General features: G+C 73.0%; 23 protein-coding genes and 1 tRNA gene. 9 read left to right on the top strand and 15 right to left on the bottom strand.

Annotated features, from left to right (window positions below):
- The first annotated feature begins 1 nt into the window (after position 1).
- Positions 2-655, top strand: coding sequence for a sulfotransferase family 2 domain-containing protein (locus DRV84_RS06465; RefSeq protein WP_115979066.1), 654 nt, complete (start codon positions 2-4; stop codon positions 653-655).
- Between the two features lie 39 nt (positions 656-694).
- Here DRV84_RS06465 and DRV84_RS06460 read toward each other — a convergent pair whose 3' ends face one another.
- From DRV84_RS06460 to DRV84_RS06430, 7 genes are all read right to left on the bottom strand, one after another.
- Positions 695-2,149 carry a glycosyltransferase gene (locus DRV84_RS06460; protein ID WP_115979065.1) on the bottom strand — a complete coding sequence of 485 codons (1,455 nt, stop codon included), beginning with the start codon at positions 2,147-2,149 and terminating at the stop codon, positions 695-697.
- 4 nt (positions 2,150-2,153) lie between these two features.
- Positions 2,154-2,867, bottom strand: a complete 714-nt coding sequence (locus DRV84_RS06455) for a sulfotransferase family protein (protein WP_275668731.1) — start codon at positions 2,865-2,867, stop codon at positions 2,154-2,156.
- Positions 2,868-3,078: 211 nt separating this feature from the next.
- Positions 3,079-3,390 (bottom strand): hypothetical protein, encoded by a 312-nt coding sequence (locus DRV84_RS06450; RefSeq protein ID WP_115979063.1) that lies wholly within the window; start codon positions 3,388-3,390, stop codon positions 3,079-3,081.
- Entirely contained in the window at positions 3,380-3,718 is a 339-nt protein-coding gene (locus DRV84_RS06445; RefSeq protein WP_115979062.1) for a hypothetical protein, read from the bottom strand. Before DRV84_RS06445 ends, DRV84_RS06450 begins: the two co-directional genes overlap by 11 nt.
- Before the next feature lie 11 nt (positions 3,719-3,729).
- On the bottom strand, positions 3,730-4,761 hold the full coding sequence (locus DRV84_RS06440) for a DUF2793 domain-containing protein (RefSeq protein ID WP_115979061.1): 1,032 nt from the start codon (positions 4,759-4,761) through the stop codon (positions 3,730-3,732).
- A gap of 105 nt (positions 4,762-4,866) precedes the next feature.
- Complete coding sequence (locus DRV84_RS06435) at positions 4,867-5,520, bottom strand: ABC transporter ATP-binding protein (RefSeq protein WP_115979060.1); 654 nt, start codon at positions 5,518-5,520, stop codon at positions 4,867-4,869.
- Positions 5,521-5,539: 19 nt separating this feature from the next.
- Positions 5,540-6,673: a KpsE/RkpR family capsule polysaccharide export protein gene (locus tag DRV84_RS06430; RefSeq protein ID WP_147298840.1), complete on the bottom strand. Its 1,134-nt coding sequence runs from the start codon at positions 6,671-6,673 to the stop codon at positions 5,540-5,542.
- Positions 6,674-6,945: 272 nt separating this feature from the next.
- On the opposite strand from DRV84_RS06430, the gene DRV84_RS06425 reads away from it, so the two are divergent.
- The gene (locus tag DRV84_RS06425; protein ID WP_115979058.1) at positions 6,946-7,698 is read left to right on the top strand and encodes an ABC transporter permease; all 753 of its coding nucleotides are present in this window, start codon (positions 6,946-6,948) and stop codon (positions 7,696-7,698) included.
- Here the strand turns inward: DRV84_RS06425 and DRV84_RS06420 are convergent.
- From DRV84_RS06420 to DRV84_RS06400, 5 genes are all read right to left on the bottom strand, one after another.
- A complete protein-coding gene (locus DRV84_RS06420; protein ID WP_239995002.1) occupies positions 7,685-8,689 on the bottom strand; it encodes a glycosyltransferase in 1,005 nt (334 codons plus the stop codon). The genes DRV84_RS06425 and DRV84_RS06420 overlap by 14 nt on opposite strands.
- A 58-nt stretch (positions 8,690-8,747) precedes the next feature.
- Positions 8,748-8,823: transfer RNA gene (locus DRV84_RS06415), tRNA-Thr, on the bottom strand.
- Positions 8,824-8,890: 67 nt separating this feature from the next.
- A complete protein-coding gene (locus DRV84_RS06410; RefSeq protein ID WP_115979056.1) occupies positions 8,891-10,360 on the bottom strand; it encodes a heme biosynthesis protein HemY in 1,470 nt (489 codons plus the stop codon).
- A gap of 11 nt (positions 10,361-10,371) precedes the next feature.
- Positions 10,372-12,027 (bottom strand): COG4223 family protein, encoded by a 1,656-nt coding sequence (locus DRV84_RS06405; protein WP_115979055.1) that lies wholly within the window; start codon positions 12,025-12,027, stop codon positions 10,372-10,374.
- Positions 12,028-12,186: 159 nt separating this feature from the next.
- Entirely contained in the window at positions 12,187-12,927 is a 741-nt protein-coding gene (locus DRV84_RS06400) for a uroporphyrinogen-III synthase (protein WP_115979054.1), read from the bottom strand.
- 66 nt (positions 12,928-12,993) lie between these two features.
- On the opposite strand from DRV84_RS06400, the gene tsaD reads away from it, so the two are divergent.
- The 3 genes from tsaD to DRV84_RS06385 are packed head-to-tail and all read left to right on the top strand — an operon-like array spanning position 12,994 to position 15,466.
- Complete coding sequence (gene tsaD / locus DRV84_RS06395) at positions 12,994-14,073, top strand: tRNA (adenosine(37)-N6)-threonylcarbamoyltransferase complex transferase subunit TsaD (RefSeq protein ID WP_115979053.1); 1,080 nt, start codon at positions 12,994-12,996, stop codon at positions 14,071-14,073.
- Positions 14,070-15,035 (top strand): NAD(P)H-dependent glycerol-3-phosphate dehydrogenase, encoded by a 966-nt coding sequence (locus tag DRV84_RS06390; RefSeq protein ID WP_115979052.1) that lies wholly within the window; start codon positions 14,070-14,072, stop codon positions 15,033-15,035. Before tsaD ends, DRV84_RS06390 begins: the two co-directional genes overlap by 4 nt.
- Positions 15,036-15,046: 11 nt before the next feature.
- Positions 15,047-15,466 (top strand): EVE domain-containing protein, encoded by a 420-nt coding sequence (locus DRV84_RS06385; protein ID WP_115979051.1) that lies wholly within the window; start codon positions 15,047-15,049, stop codon positions 15,464-15,466.
- Positions 15,467-15,799: 333 nt separating this feature from the next.
- Here the strand turns inward: DRV84_RS06385 and ahcY are convergent, their stop codons facing one another.
- Positions 15,800-17,194: an adenosylhomocysteinase gene (gene ahcY, locus DRV84_RS06380; RefSeq protein WP_115979050.1), complete on the bottom strand. Its 1,395-nt coding sequence runs from the start codon at positions 17,192-17,194 to the stop codon at positions 15,800-15,802.
- A 325-nt stretch (positions 17,195-17,519) separates the two neighbouring features.
- Between ahcY and DRV84_RS06375 the strand changes: the two genes are divergently transcribed.
- Complete coding sequence (locus tag DRV84_RS06375; RefSeq protein ID WP_115979049.1) at positions 17,520-18,119, top strand: HD domain-containing protein; 600 nt, start codon at positions 17,520-17,522, stop codon at positions 18,117-18,119.
- A gap of 44 nt (positions 18,120-18,163) precedes the next feature.
- Complete coding sequence (locus tag DRV84_RS06370; RefSeq protein WP_115979048.1) at positions 18,164-18,400, top strand: hypothetical protein; 237 nt, start codon at positions 18,164-18,166, stop codon at positions 18,398-18,400.
- Positions 18,401-18,406: 6 nt separating this feature from the next.
- Here the strand turns inward: DRV84_RS06370 and DRV84_RS06365 are convergent, their stop codons facing one another.
- Both DRV84_RS06365 and DRV84_RS06360 read right to left on the bottom strand, forming a co-directional pair.
- Positions 18,407-18,961, bottom strand: coding sequence for an ActR/PrrA/RegA family redox response regulator transcription factor (locus DRV84_RS06365; protein WP_115979047.1), 555 nt, complete (start codon positions 18,959-18,961; stop codon positions 18,407-18,409).
- A gap of 78 nt (positions 18,962-19,039) precedes the next feature.
- A complete protein-coding gene (locus DRV84_RS06360; RefSeq protein ID WP_115979046.1) occupies positions 19,040-19,684 on the bottom strand; it encodes an SCO family protein in 645 nt (214 codons plus the stop codon).
- Between the two features lie 88 nt (positions 19,685-19,772).
- On the opposite strand from DRV84_RS06360, the gene regB reads away from it, so the two are divergent.
- Both regB and DRV84_RS06350 read left to right on the top strand, forming a co-directional pair.
- Positions 19,773-21,149, top strand: coding sequence for a sensor histidine kinase RegB (regB, locus tag DRV84_RS06355; protein WP_115979045.1), 1,377 nt, complete (start codon positions 19,773-19,775; stop codon positions 21,147-21,149).
- Positions 21,150-21,397: 248 nt separating this feature from the next.
- On the top strand, positions 21,398-22,900 hold the full coding sequence (locus tag DRV84_RS06350) for a PAS-domain containing protein (RefSeq protein WP_115979044.1): 1,503 nt from the start codon (positions 21,398-21,400) through the stop codon (positions 22,898-22,900).
- The last annotated feature ends 136 nt before the right edge of the window (positions 22,901-23,036 follow it).

Genomic DNA, 23,036 nt, shown 5'->3' with positions numbered 1-23,036 from the left:
GATGGCCGTCATACTGCCGCAGTTCGACCTGTTCTACGCGCCCGTGCCGAAGGTCGCCTGCACGAGCCTGAAGCTCCTGTTCTTCTCGGCCGAGAACGGACGGCCGTTCGAGCCCTTCGTCGTCAACGGCCGCACGCGCCATATACACAACGCCGCCTATGCGACGACGCTCCATGCGGATCTGCCCCTCGCGCGCCTGGCCGACATGCACCGCGTCGCCGTGATCCGCGATCCCGTCGAACGGCTGATCTCGGCCTATCGAAACCGGGTCCGGAATCACCGCGAACTCGCCCGCGAGAGCGCGCCGGCGAAGTTCGCCAAAACCGGCCTCGACCCCGATCCGGACCTCGGGACGTTCGTGGACCGGCTCGAGGACTACGCCGCCCTCAGCCCGTCGATCCATCACCACACGCGGCCGATGGTGGACTTCCTCGGGCCCGATCCGGGCTGGTTCTCGGAGCTCTACACTCTTGCGGAGCTCGACCGGTTTCTCGCCGACATGCGCGCGCGGACCGGACAGCCGCTCACCCTGCCGCATGTTCAGACCGGGGGTCCGAAACTCGACGCGGGCGCCCTGACGGCGGCGCAGCTCCGCAAGCTCCGGGATGTCTATGCGGCCGATTACAAGGCCTTCGGCGCGACCCTCGAGGCCTGACCGGGCCGCAGCCGCGCGACGCGGGGCAGACGGGGGGCATCAGCCCCGGTAATGGCGCATCAACGCCGCTGCGTGCGCCTCGAGGCTCACCGGCGGCATGGCCCCGGCCCAGTAGGCCCCGAAATCGACGCCCCCCGCCACGAGCCGCTCCAGCCGGGCGCGAAACGCAGCCGTGTCGCCGGCGGGAAACACCATGTCGGGACAGCGGCCCAGTTCCCGCGCACCGCCCATGTCCGCGGTCAGCAGCGGGATATGGCGGGCGTGCATCTCGATCGCCACCTGCGGCAGGCTGTCCTCCCAGAGCACAGGGATCACGCCGACGTCGACGGGCGCCAGCAGCCGGTCGAGATCCGCGTGGCGGTAGCCGTCCGCGTGATCGACCGAGGCGAGACGCGCCTCCAGCCCGGCGAGCCGCGCCATGGTCGCACGGTCGCCCCGGCGCGCCGCGACGACGAGCCGGATCCGCGCGGCCAGCGACGCCGGGAGGCTCTCGAGCGCGTCGAGCAGGAAATGGAACCCCTTGTCGCGGCGCATGTACCCGAGAAACCCGAGGGTGAGCGTGCCGTCCGCCGCGCGCGGCACGCGGCGCGGCGCGGTGCGCGCGAAGGCCTCCGCCTCCGCCGTCCCGATGTAGGACACATGCGCGCGGTCCGGCGCGATGCCGTGGCGCAGGGCGATCCGGCGCACCGCGTCGGAGACGCAGAGCACCCGATCGCAATGCGCGTTGATCGCGGCGACCATCGCGCTGCGCCGCGCGGCGAAGGGGGCGCCGTCGGGACGCACCGGAGCGGGCGGCGCGCCGGACGTGAGGGCCGACAGCGGCGGACGCAACCGGCGCAGGGCCCGCATCCCGCGCCCCCCGATCCGCACCGCCCGGGTGCCCGGCCCGAGACCCGCGCGTTTCAACCGGTAGGCCAGCCCGTTCGCCAGCCGCAGCATGCGCCGGTCGGGCATGCGAGGCAGGCAGGTGACGCAGGCGCGGCCGCCGTCGAAATCCGTGCAGGCGCTGCGCTCCTGCCACCAGAGGTTGACCTGAGGACAGACGGGAAAGTGGTTGTGCAGCGACAGGACGATGCGCAACCCGGGGAAGCGCGCCTTGAGACGCCCGAGGACGGCCACCGGCAGCCCTTCGAGGTTGTTGAGGTGCAGCACGTCCCACGGCCCCGTCGCCGCGACGAGATCGCAGACCGCGGCTTCCGTCGGCCGGTCCTCGATCTGCGCCGGATCGCCGAAGGAATGATGGGCCGGCGCGAGCGGTGCGGCGTTCACGATCTCCCAGCGCCGGTGCCGGTCGGTGCGCGGCCCGTGCCGGACCGCCTCCCAGCGGGGCGGACCGGCCGGAAGGTCGTACGACAGCCCCGACGAGAAGAAACCCGCGACGACGTCGTCCCGGGCCTCCATGGCCGCCATCAGGTTGCGCTGGTAGACCGAGACGCCGCCGCCCCGCCGCTCGTCGTCGAGGTAGTCGGCCCAGTTGTAATAGAGAACGCGCATCCGCTCAGAGCTCGTCCTCGAGCCAACGCGCGTGGCCGATCTCGCGGAAATAGGTCGAGATGGCGCGCGGGTCCTCGAAACGGTCGGCGATGGTGTTGCTGCCCTGCTTGACGAGCGGGCTCTTCATGCGGCGGTCGGGCGCGATCCCGAGGAAATCGCAGATCCTTTCGCGGAAACCCGGCGCGAAGAGCTCGCGATACTCCAGCGTGATCGAGCGGTGCGGGGCCTGCGCGAGCCAGTGCTGAAACAGGTAATCGGTCATCTCGAACTCGTGCCAGCGATGACTGATCTGTCGCGGCTTCGCCGCGATGCGGCGCGCGATGTGTGCGTCCGGTTTCTGCTGCGCCCACCGCCGGGTGCGCGTCGCCTTGATCAGGGAGGCGACCTGCGCCAGCCGGTTCTCGCGCCAGACGTAGATGATCCGGATGTCCGGACGCTCGGCCAGCGCGCGGAACGCTGCGATGTTGTGACCCAGCATGAACTTGAAACCGGCCCAGGTGACGCCGGGCGGCACGCGCTCGGCGTAGAACCTGTCGAGAAAGCCGACCGGGTCCGCGTCGCGCTGCCGGACGACGCCCTCGAAGCTGTCGTCGCGCTCCTCTCCGATGCCGACGATGGCGTAGGGGTTGTATTGTTCGCCGGAGCAGTAGACCGCCGGGTGCGACCCGAGAAGGGTCATGAGGTATGTCGATCCGCTGCGCGGCAGGCCGACGATCACGAAACGGCCAGGCGGCGGCGACACCTTCGAGCCTCGAAACAGCTTCACCAATCGTCAGGCTCCCGCACGGGATCGGCCGCCCGCGGACGGCAGCGACCGCGCCGGGTGGATCGCCCGGGACACGGCCCGATGCCCAAGTCCGCGCATACAACTAAAGGAGTAAAAAATTCACTTTGAGGTTGCAATCCCTGCGCCCGACGGCGCCCATGGCTCAGACCTCCGCCACCAGCGCATCCGCCGCACCACCGGGCCACTCGGGCCAGACCGGATCGTCGCCCTCCGCGATGGCGCGGCGGCACTCGGCGATCGTGGCGAGCTTCCAGTCCTCGGCCGCGTCGAACGCCGCGAGCTGATCGGCCGACAGCGCGGAGCGCAGCCGGGCGACGAGCAGGTTCTGCGCCGTGCGCGCGTCGAGTCGCGCCTCGATCCGCGCGCGGCATTCCGCCTTGAGCCGAGCGGCGCGCGCCTCCGCCTTCTCGGCCGCGATCTCCTCCGGCGTGCGGATGTGCAGCTCAAACGTCATCGGTGGGCTCCTTTGGCTCGGGCTTGCGGACGGCCGGGATCGCCACCGGCCCGTCGGTCGCGGTCACCGTCCAGACGGTCGGATCGCGCGGTTGATCCAGCGCCGCGTCGTCACCGAGCGCCACGCGGACGGTGCAGGCGATTTCGCCGTCCTCCCGCGTGATGGTGCCGACGAAGGGATGCTCGCCCGCGGGCACCGCCTCGCCGCCTTCGGGCACGGCGCAAAGGTCGTAGGGCGTGCCGTCCACGGTGATCGTCTCGCCCGCGACGGCGATCTCGGTCTCGGGCTGACCGGGAAGGCCGCGGACGGGGGAAAGCGTGATGCGCATGAGATACCTCCTCAGAACCAGCGGCCCATTGCGAACAGCCAGACGTCCGCCTCGATCCGAACGCCGTAGTTGAGCGTGTCCCGGATCGTGAAGATCGCGGACCCGGTCGTGCTTTGCACCACGCTCACGACGTTGGTGCCGGTCATGGGCGTCGCGGTGCCCAGCAGGCAGTCGGTCTTTCCGGGCGCGAACTCGGCCGGATAGGTCCAGGTCGCATTTGAGGAACTGCTCGACATCTGCCGATGCGTGCAGATCTGCGTGCCGTCCGCGAAGCGCACATACTCGCCGTTGGCGTTGCTGCCGCGCTCGATCAGGGCGCCCGTCGGCACGCCGCCGGACTGGCTGACGGAGCCAGCGGCGTTCGTGCGGTGAAACGCCACCGCCCCGCCGATCGTCGCGCCGGCGCGCAGGTCGGGCACGCCGGTCGCCGCGGCGATCCGCAGCGCCTCGGTCCACGACGCGCCGTCCGCGCTGACCTTGATCGACCAGTCGTCGCTCCCGGCGGTGCCCATCTCGGCCCGGCCGGAGAAGCCCGTCTGGAACAGGAGGGAGGCGGTGTCGCCCGCCGACGCCTTGTCGATCTTGAGCTGATGACCGGCGCCCTCGTGCGTCAGGAGCGTCGCCGGCGCGGCGACGGCGAGGCGGTTGCCCGCGTCGCTCGCGGCGTTCACGCCGAGGCGCTCGACCGTCCCCGGCGGAAGCGCCTCGAGCGGCCGCCACGCCCCGTCCGCATGAACGCGCACCTCGGCCCCGGCGACGTCCCAGGCGCGCCACCCCTCGCGCGGCGCGACGAAGACCCAGCCGCCGCCCACCCGCGCCGCGAGCCGCCCGTCCTGCCCGGCCCAGGCGCCGGTCGCGCCAGCGCCCACCGCGTACACCTCGCCGTCCCCGGGCGCCTCGGGCGGCGTCCGCGCGTCGAAGCGCTGCACCCGCAACTGCACCAGAAGATCGAGCAGGGCGAGCGCGTCGTTGTGGGTGACGTGTTTCTGCGCCTGCGCCGGCAAAAGCAGCGGCAGGGCGAGGTTGGGCGACAGATCGGACATGACGCCTCCGTTGCGGGACAGGACCCGGCGACCATGGCCCGGCGCCGTTAACGCGCGGGCACCCGGGCGGACGCAGGGCGCCGCGCCGCGCAACGGGCCGCGGCGCTACGCCATCAGGGCCCTGTGATGGTCCACCGCCGCGTTCACGTCCGTGAAATGGAGGAGGCGCCCCTGATCGAGGACGATCGCCTCGTCGCAGAGGCTCTTGACCTGCGCCATCGCGTGACTGACGAGCAGGGCGCCCGCGTCCTGCATCCGGTCGAGGAAGACGGCCTGGCTCTTGCGCTTGAAGGCGGCGTCGCCCACCGCGGTCACCTCGTCCACGAGATAGGTGTCGAAGCGAATCCCCATCGACGCCCCGAAGGCGAGCCGCGCCCGCATCCCCTGCGAATAGGTGCGCACCGGCATGTGAAAATTCTGCCCGAGTTCCGCGAAATCCTCGACGAAGGCGGCGAGCGCGTCGGTGTCCACACCGTAGATGCGCGCGATGAAACGGACGTTCTGCGCCCCCGTGAGCTCCCGGTGGAACGACCCGCCGAAGCCCACCGGCCACGACACGCTGCCCTCGTGGAGGATGCGCCCGCTGTCCGGGCGCTGCCGACCCGCGACGAGATCGAGGAGCGTGCTCTTGCCCGCGCCGTTGCGCCCGAGGAGCGCCACGGCCTTCCCGGGCGGCAGGGCGAAGGTCAGGTCGTCGATCACCACCTTCCGCCGGCCGCGCACGCGAAAGCTCTTGGTGACGTTCTCGAAGCGGATCATGCGCCCGGCCCGTCGCCGCTCATTGCCGGTCGCGGACGCTGTAGTAGACCAGCGCGAGGATCGCCCAGACCAGCAGCAGGAACAGCCCGGCGAGCCCGGTGAGCGTGAAACGCTGCGGATACTCCGCGGACTGCGCGCGCGTCGGCCGCACGAAGGTGGCGAGATAGCGGCTCTGGCGCTGCGCCTTCTCGCGGGCGATGTCGAAGGCCGAGAGCGCCGCGCGGTAGGTCTCCTCGGCGAACTCGCGATCGACGACGAGGCTTTCGTACTCCGCCATCAGCGTCGGGAAATCGACGTCCGATCCCTCGACGGCGTCGGAGGAAAGCGTCTCCCGCTCCTCCGCGATGCGCGCGCGCGTCACCTCGATGCGCCGCTCGAGCTGGACGAGACGGGGATCGTCCGGGTCGGCTGACCCCGCGAGCAGGTCGTATTCGATCAGCGCGCCGGCCAGCTGCTGCTGGAGGGTGTTCAGGACGCCGAACTGGCCCTGAACATCGGCCTGCGGGTCGACGATCCCGGTGCGGGTCCGGAACTCGGTCAGGGCCTGCCGCGCCGCGCGCAGCCGCTCCAGCGCGCGGTCGAGATCGTCGCGCGCGTAGGCCATGAGATCGGCGCGCGCCTGATCGTTGAGCGCATTGATCATCGCCTGGCTCTCGGCGACGATCGCCTGCGCGAGGGTCTGCGCGAAGGCCGGGTCGAAGGCGAGCACCCGCAGCTCGATCAGGCCGGTGGACTGATCGTAGGCGACGCGCACGATCCGCTGCCAGTAGGCGACGAGGTCCTCGATCGTCGGATCGGCCGGGAGCGCGAACACCGGGTCGCCGGGCCAGTGCTGCGTGTAGTGACCGACGAGATCGAGATCCTCCCGGATCCGCTCGACGAGCTCCTGGCTCTGGACGAACTCGTAAAGCACGTCGCTGTCCGACTGCTGCCCGGCGCCGGCGAACTCGGCGAGCCCGCCGAGCAGTTCGGCCGCCGTGCCACCCTCGTCCTGCTGCACGGTGAAGCCGGTGACGGAGGCGTACTGATCCTCGGCGACCACCCAGAGGTAGGCCGCCACGGCGAGGATCGGCACGAGGACGAGCAGAACGAACGACAGGATCAGCCCGCGGTGGCGCCGCTCGACGCGGGCCGGTCCGGCGGGCGGGCGCACCTCGACGACCTTCGGCCCCGCAGGCGCCGCAGGCGCCGCGCCCGCACCGCCCTTCGCGCCCGTCCCGCCGGCCGGCGCGCCGGGGGCGCGGGCGGGGTCTGGGGCCTTCGACTCTGCGTCCGTCAAAGCGTCATCCGGAAATCACGCGGTTTTCACTCGCCCCGAGACATACATAATGTGGCAGAATGTTGCCATAGGCGAGGGCGCCCGTGACATCCACCCCGGACGACATGCGACCGCCGCGCGCGCAATCCCCGGCGGGCCGGAGCCACATGTGGCGCACGGTTCTGGCGCTCGTCCTGCGGGAAATGTCCACGCGCTACGGCCGGACGCCGGGCGGCTACATCTGGGCGATCGTGGAACCGCTCGGCTTCATCGTCCTGTTGTCGATCGGCTTTTCGCTGCTCCTGCGATCCCCGTCGCTCGGCAGCAACTTCCTCATTTTCTACGCGACGGGATTCCTGCCGTTCCAGATGTATCAGGGCGTGCAGGTGGCCGTGGCCCGCTCGATCATCTTTTCCGCGCCGCTGCTCACGTACCCGACGGTGACATGGATCGACGCCATCGCCGCGCGCTTTCTCCTGAACGTGCTCACGACGGCGCTCGTCGTCTATCTGCTCCTGACGGGCATCATTCTCGCCACCGAGACGCGCGTCGTCCTCGACGCCGAGACGGCGCTTCTCGCTCTGACGCTGAACGCGCTGCTGGGCCTCGGCGTCGGGACGCTCAACTGCTGTCTGATGGGGCTCTTTCCGACCTACGACGTGGTCTGGTCCATCGCGACCCGGCCGCTCTTTCTCGCCTCGGGGATCTTCTACATCTACGAGGACCTGCCGGCGATGGCGCAGGCGGTGCTCTGGTGGAACCCGCTCATGCACACGAGCGGCCTGATGCGACAGGGGTTCTACGGGATGTACGATCCGCAGTACGTCAGCGTCCTCTACGTGCTGATCGTCTCGCTCGTGCCGCTCGCGCTGGGGCTTCTGCTTCTGCGGCGGTACAACAAGGACATCATGAACCGCTGATCCGCCGCCCCCTGGCGCGGGACAGGATCGCCTCGTGCGGCGTCCCGGTATGGCCGGTCAGACCGTGCGCGACGGCGAGGCCGAGCAGGCGCAGGTACGTCCACCGCGCGCCCCGTTGCCGCCGCACCTTCAGCAGCCACTTCGGCAGGACGAGCGCCAGCGCCGGCCAGAAGAGCGGCCCGGCCGCGCGGCGATAGAGGAAGAGCAGGTTGCGGTGGTAGTAATAGCTCTTCCACGGCGGCGCGAAGCGGCCCGGCTCCGCGGCGAAGGTGCGGCAGTCGTGCTCGAAGCGGATGGCGGGCACGAAGCCGATGCGCCCGCCCGCGGCGCTGAGGCCGAGGGTATAGAGCCCGTCCTCGCCGTAGACGAAGAGCGCACCGTCGGGATAGCCGACGCGCTCCACCGCGCGGCGCGACACGAAGAGGCCGACGAAGCTCGCGACGTCGACGTCCCGCGGCGGCGCGTCGTAGCACGCGGGGCCGATGTGGAACCCGTCGCGCCCTCCGAGCACCGCCCGCAGGACGCCGCGCGCGGTCCGGAACGGGTTCACCGACGGTCGGTTCATCTCGCAGATGGTGCCGTCAGGATAATAGACGGCCGCCGCGATCGCGTCCCAGCGTTCCGGCCGCGCGGCGTGGAACGCCTCCAGCGCGCCGGGCTCCGGCCGCCCGTCGTCGTCCATCAGCAGGAGCCAGTCGGGCGCCAGATGCGCGACCGCGTGGCGCATCCCGGTCTCGAAGCCCCCCGCGCCGCCGAGGTTGCGGGCATGGCGCAGCACCGCAAGCCGCGGGTCGCCCTGCCCGGCGAGCCAGTCCGCGGTGCCGTCATCGCTCGCGTTGTCCACCACGAGCAGGGCGTCGAGGACCCCCGGCCCCGCGTCGAGCAACCGCCCGACGGTGACCTTCAGCTGGTCCAGACGATTGTAGGTGACGACGACGGCGACCAGCCGGCGCGCGCGGGCGTCGGGGTCCGCGGTCGGCGCGTCATCCACGGCGCGCTCCGGCGCTGCCGGGCGTGTCGCCCGCGTCATCGATCATGTGGGAGGAATGTGGTGCCGGTGAAGGGACTCGAACCCCTGACCCCATCATTACGAATGACGTGCTCTACCACCTGAGCTACACCGGCCGTCTGGGCGGAGCCTTTAGCACCGCGGTCTGCGAGGGAAAAGCCCCCTTTTTCGGGCCGCGACGGTTTACGTCGCGCGTTCCGTCTCGGCCGTCCCCTCGACGGTCTCCGCCTCCGGCACGGCGTCGCGCGCCGTATCATCCGAGGTGTCGGCGTCCCCCGCGCCGGCGACGACGAGCGGCAGCATCCCGGTGCCGACCGGGGTCGCCACCGCCTGCTCCGGCGGACGGGTCCAGGCGAGCGTGTCGAAGGCGCCGCAGCTTTCGCAGACGGGCGCCCACTCGGCATGGATCGCGTTGCACTTGCTGCAGACCCACTGCGGCCCGCGCGGCGCCGTCACCGCCTTGGCGAGCCAGCCCTGCACCACGGCGTCCGAGGCGCCCTCGCCGCGCTCGATCGCGGCCATCGTCGTCAGCACGCGCACGTCCGGGTCGCTCTCCACCAGATCGCCCAGCGCGCGGCGCGCGGCCGGGAAATCCTCGGCGGCGATGTGGAGCTCCGCCAGCAGGAGCTTCGACTCGCGGTGCTCGGGCTTCGTCTTGACCAGCATCTGGAACCGCTTGAGCCGCGCGTCGGGCGATTCCTCCGGCGCGATCTCGGCGAAGGCGGCGGCGAGGTCGGGATGCGGCTGCGCCGCCCAGGCCTTCGTCAGGAGGCGCGTCGCGTTCTTGCCCTTGCCCTGCGCGATGTAGCCGCGCGCGGCCATGACCGCCGCCGGGATCAGGTCGGGCGACTTGCGATTCGCCTCGATCGCCGCCTCGCGCGCCGCGACGTCCTTGCCCTCGTCGAGGACGTCCTTCGCCTGCGACAGCGCGAGCACCGCGTCGCGGCGCTTGTGCACGTCGCGCGGCAGGCCCCCGTGCTTGAGCTTCGCGGCGAGCGTCCGGCGCGCGCCGGACCAGTCGTGCGCGCCCGCCTGAAGCCGGAGGAGCAGGTCCTGCGTCTCCTCGTGGCGCGGCTTCAGCGCGAAGGCGCGCTGCGCGAGCTGGAGCGCCGTGTCGGTGTCGCCCTCGGCGAGCTTCTGCTTCATCAGCCCGCGCACGCCGACGAAGCGGGTGCGGTCGTCCTCCACCAGCTTGCGGTAGATTTCCTGCGCGGTGCGGTCGTCGCCCGCGGCCTCCGCCGCCTGCGCGGTGATCAGGTTGGCGAGCTCGGGGCGGTCGAGGTGCTTCGCCGCCCTGCGCGCCTCCACCATCGCCTCGCGCCCCTCGCCGGCGGCGAGCGCGTTGAGCGCCGCGGTCAGCTCCTTCAGCCCCTTGCGGGAGCGGTTGCGGTCGAAATAGCGGCTGAGCGCCGTCTCATCGCCGTTGATGAAGCGCAGCGTCGCCACGAGGAGCGAGGCGAGCTTCAGGATCACCCAGAGCGCGACCAGCAGCACCAGAAGCGCGATCGCCGATTCGAGCGCGCCGAGCGTGAACTCGGTCTGCGCGACGACGATGCGCACGCCGCCCTCGGCCTCCATGAGCCAGAGCCCGCCATAGGCGGCGGCGGCGACGATGGCGACGAAGAACAGGATCTTGAGCAGGGACCAGAGCATGTATCGGCGTCCTATTCTTCGTTGAGTGTCTCGGCGAGGGTGTCGGCGGCCTCGACCGCCGCGTGCCGCGTGCGCGCGGCCTCGGCCCAGTCGGCCAGCTCGGCCTGCGCGGCCTCGGGCAGGGCATCGATTTCCTCGAGCGCGCGGCCCAGGTCGCCGGCGTCGAGCGCCGCCTCGGCGCGCGAGAGGACGGCGTCCGGATCGTCGCCCTCCCGCGGGGCGACGGAGCGCGCGCCCAGCCGCTCGCGCAGGAAGGCGCCGACGCGGTCGGCGGGATCGTCCGGCGGGGCCTCCGCCGACCGGGCCGTGGCGAGCGCGGCGCGCGCGGCGGGGGCGAAGCTCTCTTCCAGTTCGGCGCGCGTGGCCACGCCGTCCGCGGCCGCGGCTGCCAGCGGATCGGGCACCGCCCGCTCGAGCGCGTCGTCCAGATCGGCGAGCGGCCCGGCGAAGGGCGCGCCGGCATCGAGCGCCGCTGTCACGCGCGAGAGCGCGGCCAGCGCCGCGGCGCGGCGCGCGGCCGCCTGCGCGTCGGCCTCGCGGGCGAGCACGTCGTCGGCGATGGATTCGATCTCCGCGCGCTGCGTGGCGACCTGATCCATCAGCGCCTGAAGCTCGCGCTCGTAGGCGGCGATCGCCTCTTCCGAGAGCGCGCCCTCCATTGGCTGTTTCTCGAGCGCGGTCAGGCGGCTCTCGATCTCGGCGAAGCGCGCGTCGCGCGTGGCGGCGAGGTCGCCGACGCGCGCGCCGAGCTCCGAGAGCCCGGCGTCGAGCGCGTCGATCCGGCTTTCGAGCGGGGCGAGATCGGGCTCGGCCGCGGCGATCTCCTCGCGCAGGGCCGCGACGGCCTCGGCCTGCGCGTCGAGCGCGGCGCGCGTCTCGGCCCGGAAATCGGGCGTGTCCACGCCAGGGAAGGGCCAGCCCTCCGGCACGACATAGCGCGCGGCGGCGAAGCCCACGACGGCGGCGGCGAGCCCGCCGATCAGCGCGGGCACGAAGCCGCCGCGCCTGACGATCACCTCGCGCGGGGGGGCGTCCGACCGGGCCTCGCGGGCGCCGGCGCTGTCGGCGGTGGCGCCGCCTGCGGCGCTCGCCGCCCCGGCGCCCGCCGCGGCCGCCCAGGGGGCGGTCGGCGCGGAGGGCTCTGCCCCGGTCGCCGTGTCGTCGGTCGCGCCGGGCTCTGCCTCCGTCGCGGCGTCGCCGATGGTTGCGTCCTCGGTCGCTGCAGCGTCGGCAGTCGCGCCCTCGGTCGCCGCGGCGTCGTCAGGCTCAGGCGTCACGCTGTCGCTGCCGGTCTCGTCGCGGCCGCCATCCGCGCGTTCGTTATCGGTGTCCGTGTCGGCCGGCTCCGATGCGGCGCCCTGCGGTTCGGGCGCCTCGCCCTCCGGCGTCTCCGCGAAGGATGTCGCGGCCTCCTGCACGCTCTCGCCGGCCTCTTCGGCCGCTGTCGCGGCCTCATCGGCCCCCGGCGCCTCTGGCACCGCCTCGACGGCGGCCGCCCCGGCGGCGATCTCCTCCGTCGCGCCCGGCTCGGTGGCGTCGGCGCCCTCGGCCGGGCCGGGCGCGGCCTCCGTGGCCGCGGCGCCCTCGGTCTCGGTCTCGCTCTCGGGGGCAGGGGTCTCGGGCGTGGCGTCGGGCTGCGCCTCGGGGCTGGCGGCGCCGGTCGGCATCTCGCCTTCGGGGCCCGTGTCCGGCCGGTCCTTTGGGGACGGCGCGCCGGACGCCGCCGGCTTCGGATCGCCTTGGCCGGCTGCCCGGCGCCTGTTCTTCCTCGCCACCGCGTCGTCCCTCTCGATTCCCCGACGGCCGAAGCACCGCCGCGCGGCAGCTTACCCGCCGGGTTCCGGTCCCTCAAGCCGTGCGGCGTGATCGAGCAGCGACACGACGGCGCGGAGCATCGCCGGGGCGTCCGGCCGCTCGGCCTGCAGGAGCCGCGCGGCGGGCAGATGCGCGACCCGGTGCGCCACCGACGCGCTCATCGCGGCGAGCAGGAGCGGCGCGCGGCCCCGGTGCTGCGCCGCGAACTGCGCCGCGGTGCGCGGCGAGAAAAGCGGCACGACCACCGGCGCCGCCCCGTCGAGCGCCTGCGCCGCCGCATCGGTCAGCGGCAGGAGGATCTGGCGGTAGAGCACGGCCTCCTCCGCGTCGAGGCCGGCCGCGCGCAGCTTCTGCGCCACCTCGCCGCGCGCGTGCTCGCCGTGCACGTGCAGGAGCCGCCCCCCCGGCCGCGCCTGCGTCAGCGTCTCGACCAGCGCGCGCGCGTCGCCGCCCGCCGTCCGGGGCGCGAGCCCGGCGCGGCGCGCGGCCTCCGCAGTCGCCTCTCCCACCGCCCAGGCCGGCAGGCCCCGCGGCCCGCCCGCCGCGACATAGGCCCGCACCCCGTTGGCGGAGGTAAAGACGAGCGCGGCGACCGAGGCCATCTCCGGCAGCCGGCCGGCGTAGTCCACGCGGATCAGCGGCGCCGTCAGGACGCGCGGCATGGCGCCGCCGAGGATGCCGTGCAGCTGCGCCGCGAAGCGGTCGGAGGCCTCGGCCGGGCGCGTGAGCAGGAGGGTCGGGGTCTCGGCCATGCGGGCGGGATTGTGGGGCCGGGGCGCGGGTGGTAGCAAGAGCCTTTCCCGGCGGGCGCGCGGACGATGGGCGACAGGCTGACCATACTCGGGCTGGAAAGCAGCTGCGACGACACCGCCGCGGCCGTGGTCCAGCAGGGCGCCGGGGGGGCGGACATCCTCTCCTCCGTGGTGCTCGGACAAGGCGATCTGCACGCGGCCTTCGGTGGCGTCGTCCCCGAGATCGCGGCCCGCGCCCACGCCGAGAAGCTCGACCTCGCCGTGCGCCGCGCGCTGGAGGACGCGGGCCTCGCCCTCGGCGAGATGGACGCGGTGGCGGTGACCGCCGGGCCGGGGCTGATCGGCGGCGTGCTCGCCGGCGTGATGCTGGCCAAGGGGCTCGCGGCGGGCGCCGGGCTGCCGCTCGTGGGGGTGAACCACCTCGCCGCGCATGCGCTGACGCCGCGGCTGACGGACGGGCTCGCCTATCCCTACCTGATGCTTCTCGTCTCGGGCGGGCACTGCCAGCTTCTGGAGGTGCGCGGGCCGGAGGATTTCACCCGCCTCGGCGGGACCATCGACGACGCGCCGGGGGAGGCCTTCGACAAGGTCGCGCGCCTCCTCGGCCTGCCGCAGCCCGGCGGCCCGGCGGTGGAGCGCGAGGCCGCCGCGGGCGATCCCGCGCGCGTTCCGCTGCCCCGGCCGCTTCTGGACAAGCCGGGCTGCGCGATGTCCTTCTCGGGGCTGAAGACCGCCGTGCTGCGCCAGCGCGACCGGCGGGTCGCCGCGCAGGGCGGGCTGACGCGGGGCGACCGCGCCGATCTCTGCGCGGCGTTTCAGGCGGCGGTGGCCGAGGTGCTGGCCGAAAAGACGCGCCGCGCGCTGGCCGAGAGCGGGATGCCCGCGCTCGCCGTCGCCGGGGGCGTGGCGGCGAACGCCACGATCCGCGCGGCGCTGCAACGCGTCGCCGCGGAGGCCGGCGCCGCCTGGGTCGCGCCGCCGCTCGAGCTCTGCACCGACAACGCGGCGATCGTGGCCTACGCGGGGGCGGAACTTTACCGCGCGGGCCGGCGCGACGGGCCGGAACTCGCCGCGCGCCCGCGCTGGCCGCTCGATGACCGGAGCCCCGCGCTGGTCGGCGGGGGCCGGAAAGGGGCGAAGGCATGAGCGTCGGCGTCCTCGGCGCGGGGGCCTTCGGCACGGCGCTCGCCATCGTGCTCGCGGGCGCGGGGCGGCCCGTCACGCTCTGGGCGCGCGAAGGGGCGGACGAGATGCAGGCCGCGCGCGAGAACGCCCGCCGCCTGCCCGGTCCTCGCTTCCCCGAGGGGCTGCGGGCGACCGGCGACCTGTCCGAGGCCGCGGCGGCCGGGACGCTCCTGCTGGCCGTGCCGATGCAGCGGCTGCGCCCCCTCGCCGAGCGGCACGCCGCCGCGCTCGCGGACCGCCCGCTGGTCGCCTGCTGCAAGGGCGTGGAGCTCGGCACGACGCTGGGCCCCGCGGGCGTGCTGGCCGAGGTGGTGCCCGAGGCGCCGCGCGCGGTGCTGACCGGCCCCTCCTTCGCCGCCGACATCGCCGCCGGGCTGCCGACGGCGCTCACGCTGGCCTGCGCCGAGCCCGACCTCGGCGCGCGGCTGCAGGCGCAGCTTTCGACGCCGACGCTCCGGCTCTACCGCACCGAGGACGTGACCGGCGCGGAACTGGGCGGCGCGCTCAAGAACGTGATCGCCATCGCCTGCGGCGCCGCGATGGGCGCCGGGCTGGGCGCGAGCGCGCGGGCGGCGCTGATGACGCGCGGCTTCGCCGAGATGAACCGCATGGCGCAGGCGCTCGGCGCGGCGCCCGCGACGCTGGCGGGGCTCTCGGGCTTCGGGGATCTGGTGCTGACCTGCACCTCGGAGGGCTCGCGCAACTATCGGTTCGGCATGGGGCTTGCAGAGAGCCGCGCACAGGGCACGGAGGCCGCCGAAACGGTGGAGGGCGCGGCGACCGCCCGCGCGGCGGCGGAGCGCGCCCGGCGGCTCGGCGTCGAGATGCCGATCACCGAGGCGGTCGTCGCGGTGCTCGACGGGCGCATGGCGCTGAACGAGGCGATGGAGACGCTCCTCGCGCGGCCGCTGCGCGAGGAATGAGGGAGAGGGCGATGCGCTACTGGCTGTTCAAGTCCGAACCCGACGCCTGGTCCTGGGACGATCAGGTGGCGAAGGGCGACGCGGGCGAGGAATGGGACGGCGTCCGCAACTATCAGGCGCGCAACATGATGCGCGAGATGGCGGCGGGCGACCGCGGCTTCTTCTATCATTCGCAGACGGAGAAGGCCGTCGTCGGCATCGTGGAGGTGATCGCCGAGGCGCACCCCGACAGCACCGCCGACGACCCGAAATGGGACTGCGTGGACTTGAAGGCCGTCCGCCCCTTTGCGCGGCCCGTGACGCTGGCCAAGATCAAGGCGGAGCCGCGGCTTTCGGAGATGGCGCTGGTCAGGCGCCCGCGGCTTTCGGTGCAGCCGGTCACGGAAGAGGAATGGCGCATCGTCTGCGCGATGGGAGAGACCGAGCCCTGACCCCCCGGGCAGCGGAGGGCCCCGCGCGACCGGGACCCTCCGTCACCCCCGGCGCTCCCACACACCGACGGTCGTCTGCGAGATCGCGGCCCGGAGCGGCCACGCACCGGAACGGTAACGCAACCGCCGGGTCGGCACCAAACAGGGAATGCCGCGCATTTGTCTCAAGAGCCGTGCGCCGCGTCCCGGCGCGTCAGGCGGGGGCGATGGACGCGCCCGCCGGGCCGAGGGCGCGCCGGGATCGCCCGGCCCCGCCGCCGCAGGCGGCCGCGGAAACGAAAACACCCGGCGCGGAGACCGCGCCGGGTGCCGGGTTCATCGAGGCCCGAGGGCTCAGTAGCGGTAGTGCTCCGGCTTGAACGGCCCGTCGGGGCTGACGCCGATGTAGGCCGCCTGCTCGGGATCGAGCTTCGTGAGCTTCGCGCCGATCTTCTCGAGGTGCAGGCGCGCCACCTTCTCGTCGAGGTGCTTGGGCAGCACGTAGACCTCGTTGTCGTAGTTCTCCCCACGCGAGAAGAGCTCGATCTGCGCGAGCACCTGGTTGGTGAACGAGGCCGACATCACGAAGGACGGGTGCCCCGTCGCGTTGCCGAGGTTCAGCAGGCGCCCTTCCGACAGGAGGATGATGCGGTTGCCCGAGGGCATCTCGATCATGTCCACCTGTTCCTTGATGTTGGTCCACTTGTGGTTCTTCAGGGCGGCGACCTGAATCTCGTTGTCGAAGTGGCCGATGTTGCCGACGATCGCCATGTCCTTCATCTCGCGCATGTGCTCGAGACGGATGACGTCCTTGTTGCCGGTCGTCGTGATGAAGATGTCGGCGTCCTTGAGCGTGTCCTCGAGGGTGACGATCTCGAAGCCGTCCATCGCCGCCTGCAGGGCGCAGATCGGATCGACCTCGGTCACCTTCACGCGCGCGCCGGCGCCGCGGAGCGAGGCGGCCGAGCCCTTGCCGACGTCGCCGTAGCCCATGACGACGGCGACCTTGCCGGCCATCATCGTGTCGGTGGCGCGGCGGATGCCGTCGACGAGGCTTTCCTTGCAGCCGTACTTGTTGTCGAACTTCGACTTGGTGACCGAGTCGTTGACGTTGATCGCCGGGAAGGGCAGGTGCCCCTTCTGCATCATCTGGTAGAGGCGGTTGACGCCGGTGGTCGTCTCCTCGGTGACGCCCTTGATCATGTGGCGCTGCTTGACGAACCAGCCGGGGCTTTCCGAGATGCGCTTGCGGATCTGGGCGAAGAGCGCCTCCTCCTCCTCGGAGGTGGGCACGGCGATCAGGTCGTCCTCGCCCTCCTCGACGCGCGCGCCGATCAGGATGTAGAGGGTCGCGTCCCCGCCGTCGTCGAGGATCATGTTCGCGCCACCTTCCTCGAAGTGGAAGATGTGGTCGATGTAGTCCCAGTATTCCTCGAGCGTCTCGCCCTTGACGGCGAAGACCGGCGTGCCGCCCTCGGCGATCGCCGCTGCGGCGTGATCCTGCGTGGAGAAGATGTTGCACGACGCCCAGCGCACGTCGGCGCCGAGGGCGTTGAGCGTCTCGATCAGGACCGCCGTCTGGATCGTCATGTGCAGACTGCCCGCGATGCGCGCGCCGGCGAGCGGCTTCGAGTCGCCGTACTCCTCGCGCAGGGCGATCAGCCCGGGCATCTCGGTTTCGGCGATCTCGATCTCCTTGCGGCCGAACTCGGCCAGCGACAGATCCTTGACGACGTAATCACGTGGCATGTGCCAATGCTCCTGTCCTGTTTAGGGATGGGGGGCTCCTACCATTCAGGGGCCTTCGCGGCAATGCAGCGTGGCGAAACGGCCACGGAAACGGGCAGATCGGACGCAGGTTCAGGCGGCGCGACCCGCCGGCAAGCCCATGTGAAAAAACAAATATTCCATCCCCGGCCCGCCCCGCGCGGGATTGGCGGATTTCGTGACGCAAGGGCATGTCAACCCCCCGATCCGGCCGGCGCGCCGGCCCCCGCGCCACCCTCCGCGTCCGCCGCGTCGCCCCTTGCGCGCAGGCCGCGGCGGGCCTAGCCCTCGGCTCCGGAGGGATCGCATGGCAGATCGCAACGCACCGCCGCGGGCGTGGCAGAGGATGCTCTCGGGGCGGCGGCTCGACCTGCTCGACCCGACGCCCGTGGACATCGAGATCGACGACATCGCGCACGGCCTCGCCTTCGTCGCGCGCTGGAACGGGCAGACGCTCGGCGACTGGCCCTATTCCGTGGCCGAGCACTCGCTCCTCGTGGAGGAGATCTTCGGCCGCCTCGCCGCCGCGCCCGCGCGCTGGCGGTTGGCCGCGCTGCTGCACGACGCGCCGGAATACGTGATCGGCGACATGATCTCGCCGGTGAAGGCGGCGGTCGGGCCGGGCTACGGCGAACTCGAGGCGCGGCTCGCCGTGGCGATCCACCTGCGCTTCGGTCTGCCCGCGGAGCTGCCGAAGACCGTCAAGCAGCGGATCAAGCGCGCCGACCGCGTGAGCGCCTGGCTCGAGGCGGTGCAGATCGCCGGCTTCTCGGAGGCCGAGGCGACGCGCTTCTTCGGGCGGCCGCCGCCCGCGCTCGCCGGGTACCGCATCGCGCCGCGCCCGCCGGCGGAGGTGCGCGCCGCCTATCTCGCGCGGCACGCGGCGCTCCTGTCGCAGACGGGCTGACGGAACCGCCCACGCCGGACGGGGCTTCACGGGGAGCGATGGGAGTGGAGACGGACCTTCTGCGCTGGGCGGCGGCGCTCGCCACCATGGCGGCGGCGGGCCTCGTCGCGTGGCGCGGCCCGCCGCGGCAGACGGCCTGGGGCTTCGTGCTGTTCAGCGTGGCGGCCGTGACCTGGATCGCCGCGGCGGTCATCGACGGCGCGCCGGCGCTCGCCCTGCAGAACCTCGTCCTGCTGGGCATCAACCTGATCGGCGTCTGGCGGTGGTTCCGCGTGCCCTGAGCTGCCTCAGCGCGGGCTGCGCTTGGCGAGGATGCGCTGCAGCGTCCGGCGGTGCATGTTGAGCCGCCGCGCCGTCTCGGAGACGTTGCGATCGCAGAGCTCGTAAACCCGCTGGATATGCTCCCAGCGCACGCGGTCCGCGCTCATCGGGTTCTCGGGCGGCGGCGGCATGTCCTCGGTCATGGCGAGCAGCGCGTTCGTCACGTCGCCGGCATCGGCGGGCTTCGACAGGTAGTCGGTCGCGCCGGCCTTCACCGCGGCCACCGCCGTTGCGATGGCGCCGTAGCCCGTGAGCACGACGATCCGCGCATCGGGCCGCGCCTCGCGCAGTTGTTCCACGACGTCGAGGCCGTTGCCGTCCTCAAGCCGGAGGTCGATCACCGCGTAGGCCGGCGGATTGGTCGTCACGCGCGCCTTGCCGTCCGCGACGGAGCCCGCGATGTCCACGGCGAAGCCGCGCTTTTCCATCGCCTTCGCCAGACGCCGCAGGAACGATTCGTCGTCGTCAAGGATCAGGAGCGACGGATCGGGCCCAAGATCGGGTTTCTGTGCCTCGGCCACGGGACTACCCTCGGGTTTTTCGCACCCAAGCAGTTAGCCCGCGCGCGCGCCCGCGTCAAATCGCGACCCCGCGTCACCCTATCCCGCTTCGATGAAACACTGCACGCGATCGGCCATCGCCTCCGGCGATTCGTCGCGGCGAAAGAAATCGACGAAGCCGTGCTCCGGCAGGACGAGGTAGCTGAAGGTCGAGTGACCGACGAGGTAGAACTCGTCCTCGCCCGCGTCGCGCACGTTGTAGAAGGTGCGGTAGGCGTCGCTGGCCGCCTTGACCTGCTCGGGCGAGCCGGTGAGGCCGACCATCTTCGGATGCAGGTTGGCGGCGAAATCGCCGACGACCTCCGGCGTGTCGCGCTCCGGGTCGACCGAGATGAAGACCGGCGTGACGCTGTGCCCCCGCTCTTCGAGGATATCGACGGCGGCGGCGTTGCGCGCGGTGTCGAGCGGGCAGACGTCCGGGCAGAAGGTGTAGCCGAAGTAGAGGATCGACGGCTCGGTGATCACCTCCTCGTCGGTGACCGTCTCGCCCTCGGCGTTGACGAGGGTGAAGGGCCCGCCGATCTGCCCCGCGCCGCCGGCGACCTGACCGCCGCGGCACTCGGCGAAGGCGTCCTCCTGCCCGCCGCCGAACAGGCCGGAGAACCAGCCGTCCGCCGCGGCCGCGCCGGCGCCCGCCGCGCCAGCGATCAGGCCCGCCGTCACGATCGCGCTCAGTCGTCTCATCGCGTCCTCCGCCGTCGCACCTGGATTGATCCCGAGGCGTCCCCTACTTAAGCGACAGCGGCGGGGCCGCAAGGGAGCGAAAGCGCGCATGTCCGACACCGACCTCTCCCTCCTGCCGGGGCAGCGCCGGCGCGACTGGATCCGTCTGCGCACGCTGATCCTGCTGCGCTGGATCGCGATCACCGGGCAGCTCACGGCGGTCGTCATCACGCAGTGGGGCCTCGGCATCCCGCTCGACCTCGGGCTCTGCCTGACGGCGATCGGGGCGGCGGTGATCGTCAACCTGATCGCGACGGTGGTCTTTCCCGAGACCAAGCGCCTGACCGAGCGCGAGACCGCGGCGCTCGCGCTCTTCGACATCCTGCAACTCGGCGTGCTGTTCTACCTCACCGGCGGGCTGCACAATCCCTTCGCGCTGCTGCTGCTCGGGCCGGTGACCGTCTCGGCCTCGGTGCTGACGCTGCGCGCGACGACCCTGCTCGGGACGGTCGCGGTGGCCGTGGTCACGCTCCTCGCGCTCACCGCCCGCCCGCTCCGCGCCCCCGACGGCGAGGTCCTGCGCCAGCCCGAGCTCCTGCTCGCGGGCACATGGGTGGCGCTGGTGATCGCGCTGGTGTTCCTGTCGATCTACTCGCGCCGGGTCAGCAGCGAGATGCACGCCATGTCGGACGCGCTCGCCGCGACGCAGATGGCCCTCGCGCGGGAGCAGAAGCTCACCGATCTCGGCGGCGTGGTCGCCGCGGCCGCGCACGAACTCGGCACGCCGCTCGCCACGATCAAGCTCACCTCCGCCGAACTGCTGGAGGAGCTCGACGACCGCCCGGAACTGCGCGAGGACGCGGCGCTGATCCGCAACGAGGCCGACCGCTGCCGCGACATCCTGCGCTCCATGGGTCGCGCCGGGAAGGACGACCTGCACGTGAAGCAGGCCCCGCTCGAGGAGGTCGTCCGCGAGGCTGTCGAGCCGCACGAGGACCGCGGCAAGGAAATCCAGCGCGCCGCGGCGCGCACCGCCCACGGCGCGCAGCCGGCGGTGCTGCGCCGGCCGGAGATCATCCACGGGCTGCGCAATCTCGTGCAGAACGCGGTGGATTTCGCCGAATCGGCGGTGCGGATCGAATGCGGCTGGACCGACGCGCGCATCTGGATCCGCATCGCCGACGACGGCCCCGGCTTCCCGCCGGGCATGCTGTCGCGCATCGGCGAGCCCTTCATGCGCACCCGGCGCGGCGAACGCGGCGCGCGGCCGGGCTACGAGGGGATGGGGCTCGGCCTCTTCATCGCCAAGACGCTGCTGGAACGCTCGGGCGCGGAACTCACCTTCGCCAATGGCGGGGAGCCGGGCGCCGGCGCGGACGCCCCGCGCGGCGCGCTGGTCGAGGTCGTCTGGCCGCGCGGCAAGATCGACGCGATCCGCGGCGAAACGCCGGTGCCGCAGGGGCAGAACCGCCCGATCCGCGCCTGAGGGCGCCCGCCTGACGAGGCAGCCGGTCGCGGGGTCTCGGCGCCCGGTCGCGCCGCGCAGATCGCGGCGGCGTCCATCCCGACGCGGCCCCCGGGGGCGCGCCCCGTGCGGCGTGGCGGCGGCGACGGCGCGCCCGTGCGCCATCGCAGGCGGGACCGCCGGATCATCGCGGACCAGCGGGCTTAACCCTTCCTTTACCGTGGTGCGGCACACCTGCCCCGATCGGGGATGCGCACCGGGGGACGGACTTGGGGCTCGACACGCTGCTCGCCATCACCGCCGCCAGCCTTGCGGGCGCCGCGCTCGCCGTCGCGATGCTGCGCCGGCGGCCGGGCGACACGCAGGCCGCGACCGCGCCGCCGGAGCGTGTCGCGCTGCTCGTCGACGGGGGCGAGGTGGCGGATGCGACGCCCGCCGCGCAGGCGCTTCTCGACGATCTCGCGGGGGGCGGCGCGGACTGGGCCGCGCTCGCGGCCGTTTTCGCGCGCCGCTTCGCCGCCTTCCCCGCCACGGCCGAGGCGGCGGAGGACGGCGCGCCGCGAAAGCTCGAGGATACGCGCGGCGCCCTGACCATCGCGCGCGAGGCGCCCGGCCTCCTGCGCCTCACGCTCGAGGACCGCGCGCCCGACGCCGCCGCGCGGCATCGGGACGTGCTCGACCGGCTGGACCTGCGCGCGATGCGCACCGCCGCGGGGCTCTGCAGCGATCCCGCGTGGCTCGAGGACGCGAGCGGGCGCGTGACCTGGACCAACGCGGCCTATCGCGCGCTCGCCCTCGAGATCCGGAGCTGGGCGGAGGGGACGGCGCTGCCGCGCCTGTTCGCCCCCACCCCGGAGGACGACGGGCGCGTCTCTCTCGTCATGCCGGACAGCGGCGCGCGGCGCTGGTTCGACATCACGCTGCGGCCCGAGGGGGCGCTCACCCTCGGCCACGCGACGCCCGCGGATGCCGCGGTTCAGGGCGCCGTCGCCGAGCGCGCCTTCGTGCAGACGCTCACCCGGATCTTCGCGCAGCTCCCCGAGGGTCTCGCCGTCTTCGACCGCGACCGGCGGCTCGCGCTGTTCAATCCGGCGCTGCTCGACCTGACGGGCCTGCCCGCGGACCGGCTGAGCGCGCGGCCGGATCTCGTGACCTTCTTCGATCTGCTGCGCGAGGCGGAGGTGATGCCGCCGCCCCGCGACCCCGCGGCGTGGCGCGCGCGTCTCGACGCGCTGACGCGCCCCGGCGGCGGCGCGGAGCACACCGACAGCTGGACCCTGCCGAGCGGCCTCGTCTACCGGGTCGCCGCGCGGCCGCAGGCGGACGGCGCGCTCGCCGTGGTGATCGAGGACGCCACGAGCGAGGTCTCGCTGACCCGCCGCTTCCGCACCGACCTCGAACTCGGGCAATCGGTGCTCGACGCGCTGGACGAGGCGATCGCGGTCGTCTCGGCACAGGGGGAAATCATCTTGACCAACGCCGCCTACCGGGAGCTCTGGGGCGGCGCGCCCGACACGAGGCTCGAGGCCACCACCGCGGCGGAGGCCGTCGCGCTCTGGCAGGCCGGCTGCCGGCCCGGACCCGACTGGGCGGGGCTGCGCGCCGCGCTCGACGCGGAGGGCGAGGCCGCGCAGTGGCACGGGCGCCTGACCCTGCGCGACGGCGCGGTCGCCGAACTGCGGCTCACCCCGCTGCCGGGCGGGGCCCGGCTCGCGCGGTTCCGCCGAACGCAGCCCGCCGCCCTGCCGCCCCCGGTCGCGACCGCGCCATGACGCCCGCCGAGGTGCGGCCCGGCGCGCGATCCCCCGCGATCCGAGCCGCGGCCAGCCGCCGGCCGCGCGGGGGCGGCGCGGGACGGTGCGCCGCCGGCGTCCTGTCGTCCTGCGCCGCGGCCGCGCGCGACACTGC

It is taken from the genome of Rhodosalinus sediminis, assembly GCF_003385555.1.
Lineage (GTDB): Bacteria > Pseudomonadota > Alphaproteobacteria > Rhodobacterales > Rhodobacteraceae > Rhodosalinus > Rhodosalinus sediminis.
This window is presented reverse-complemented; position numbering and strand designations above follow the sequence as displayed.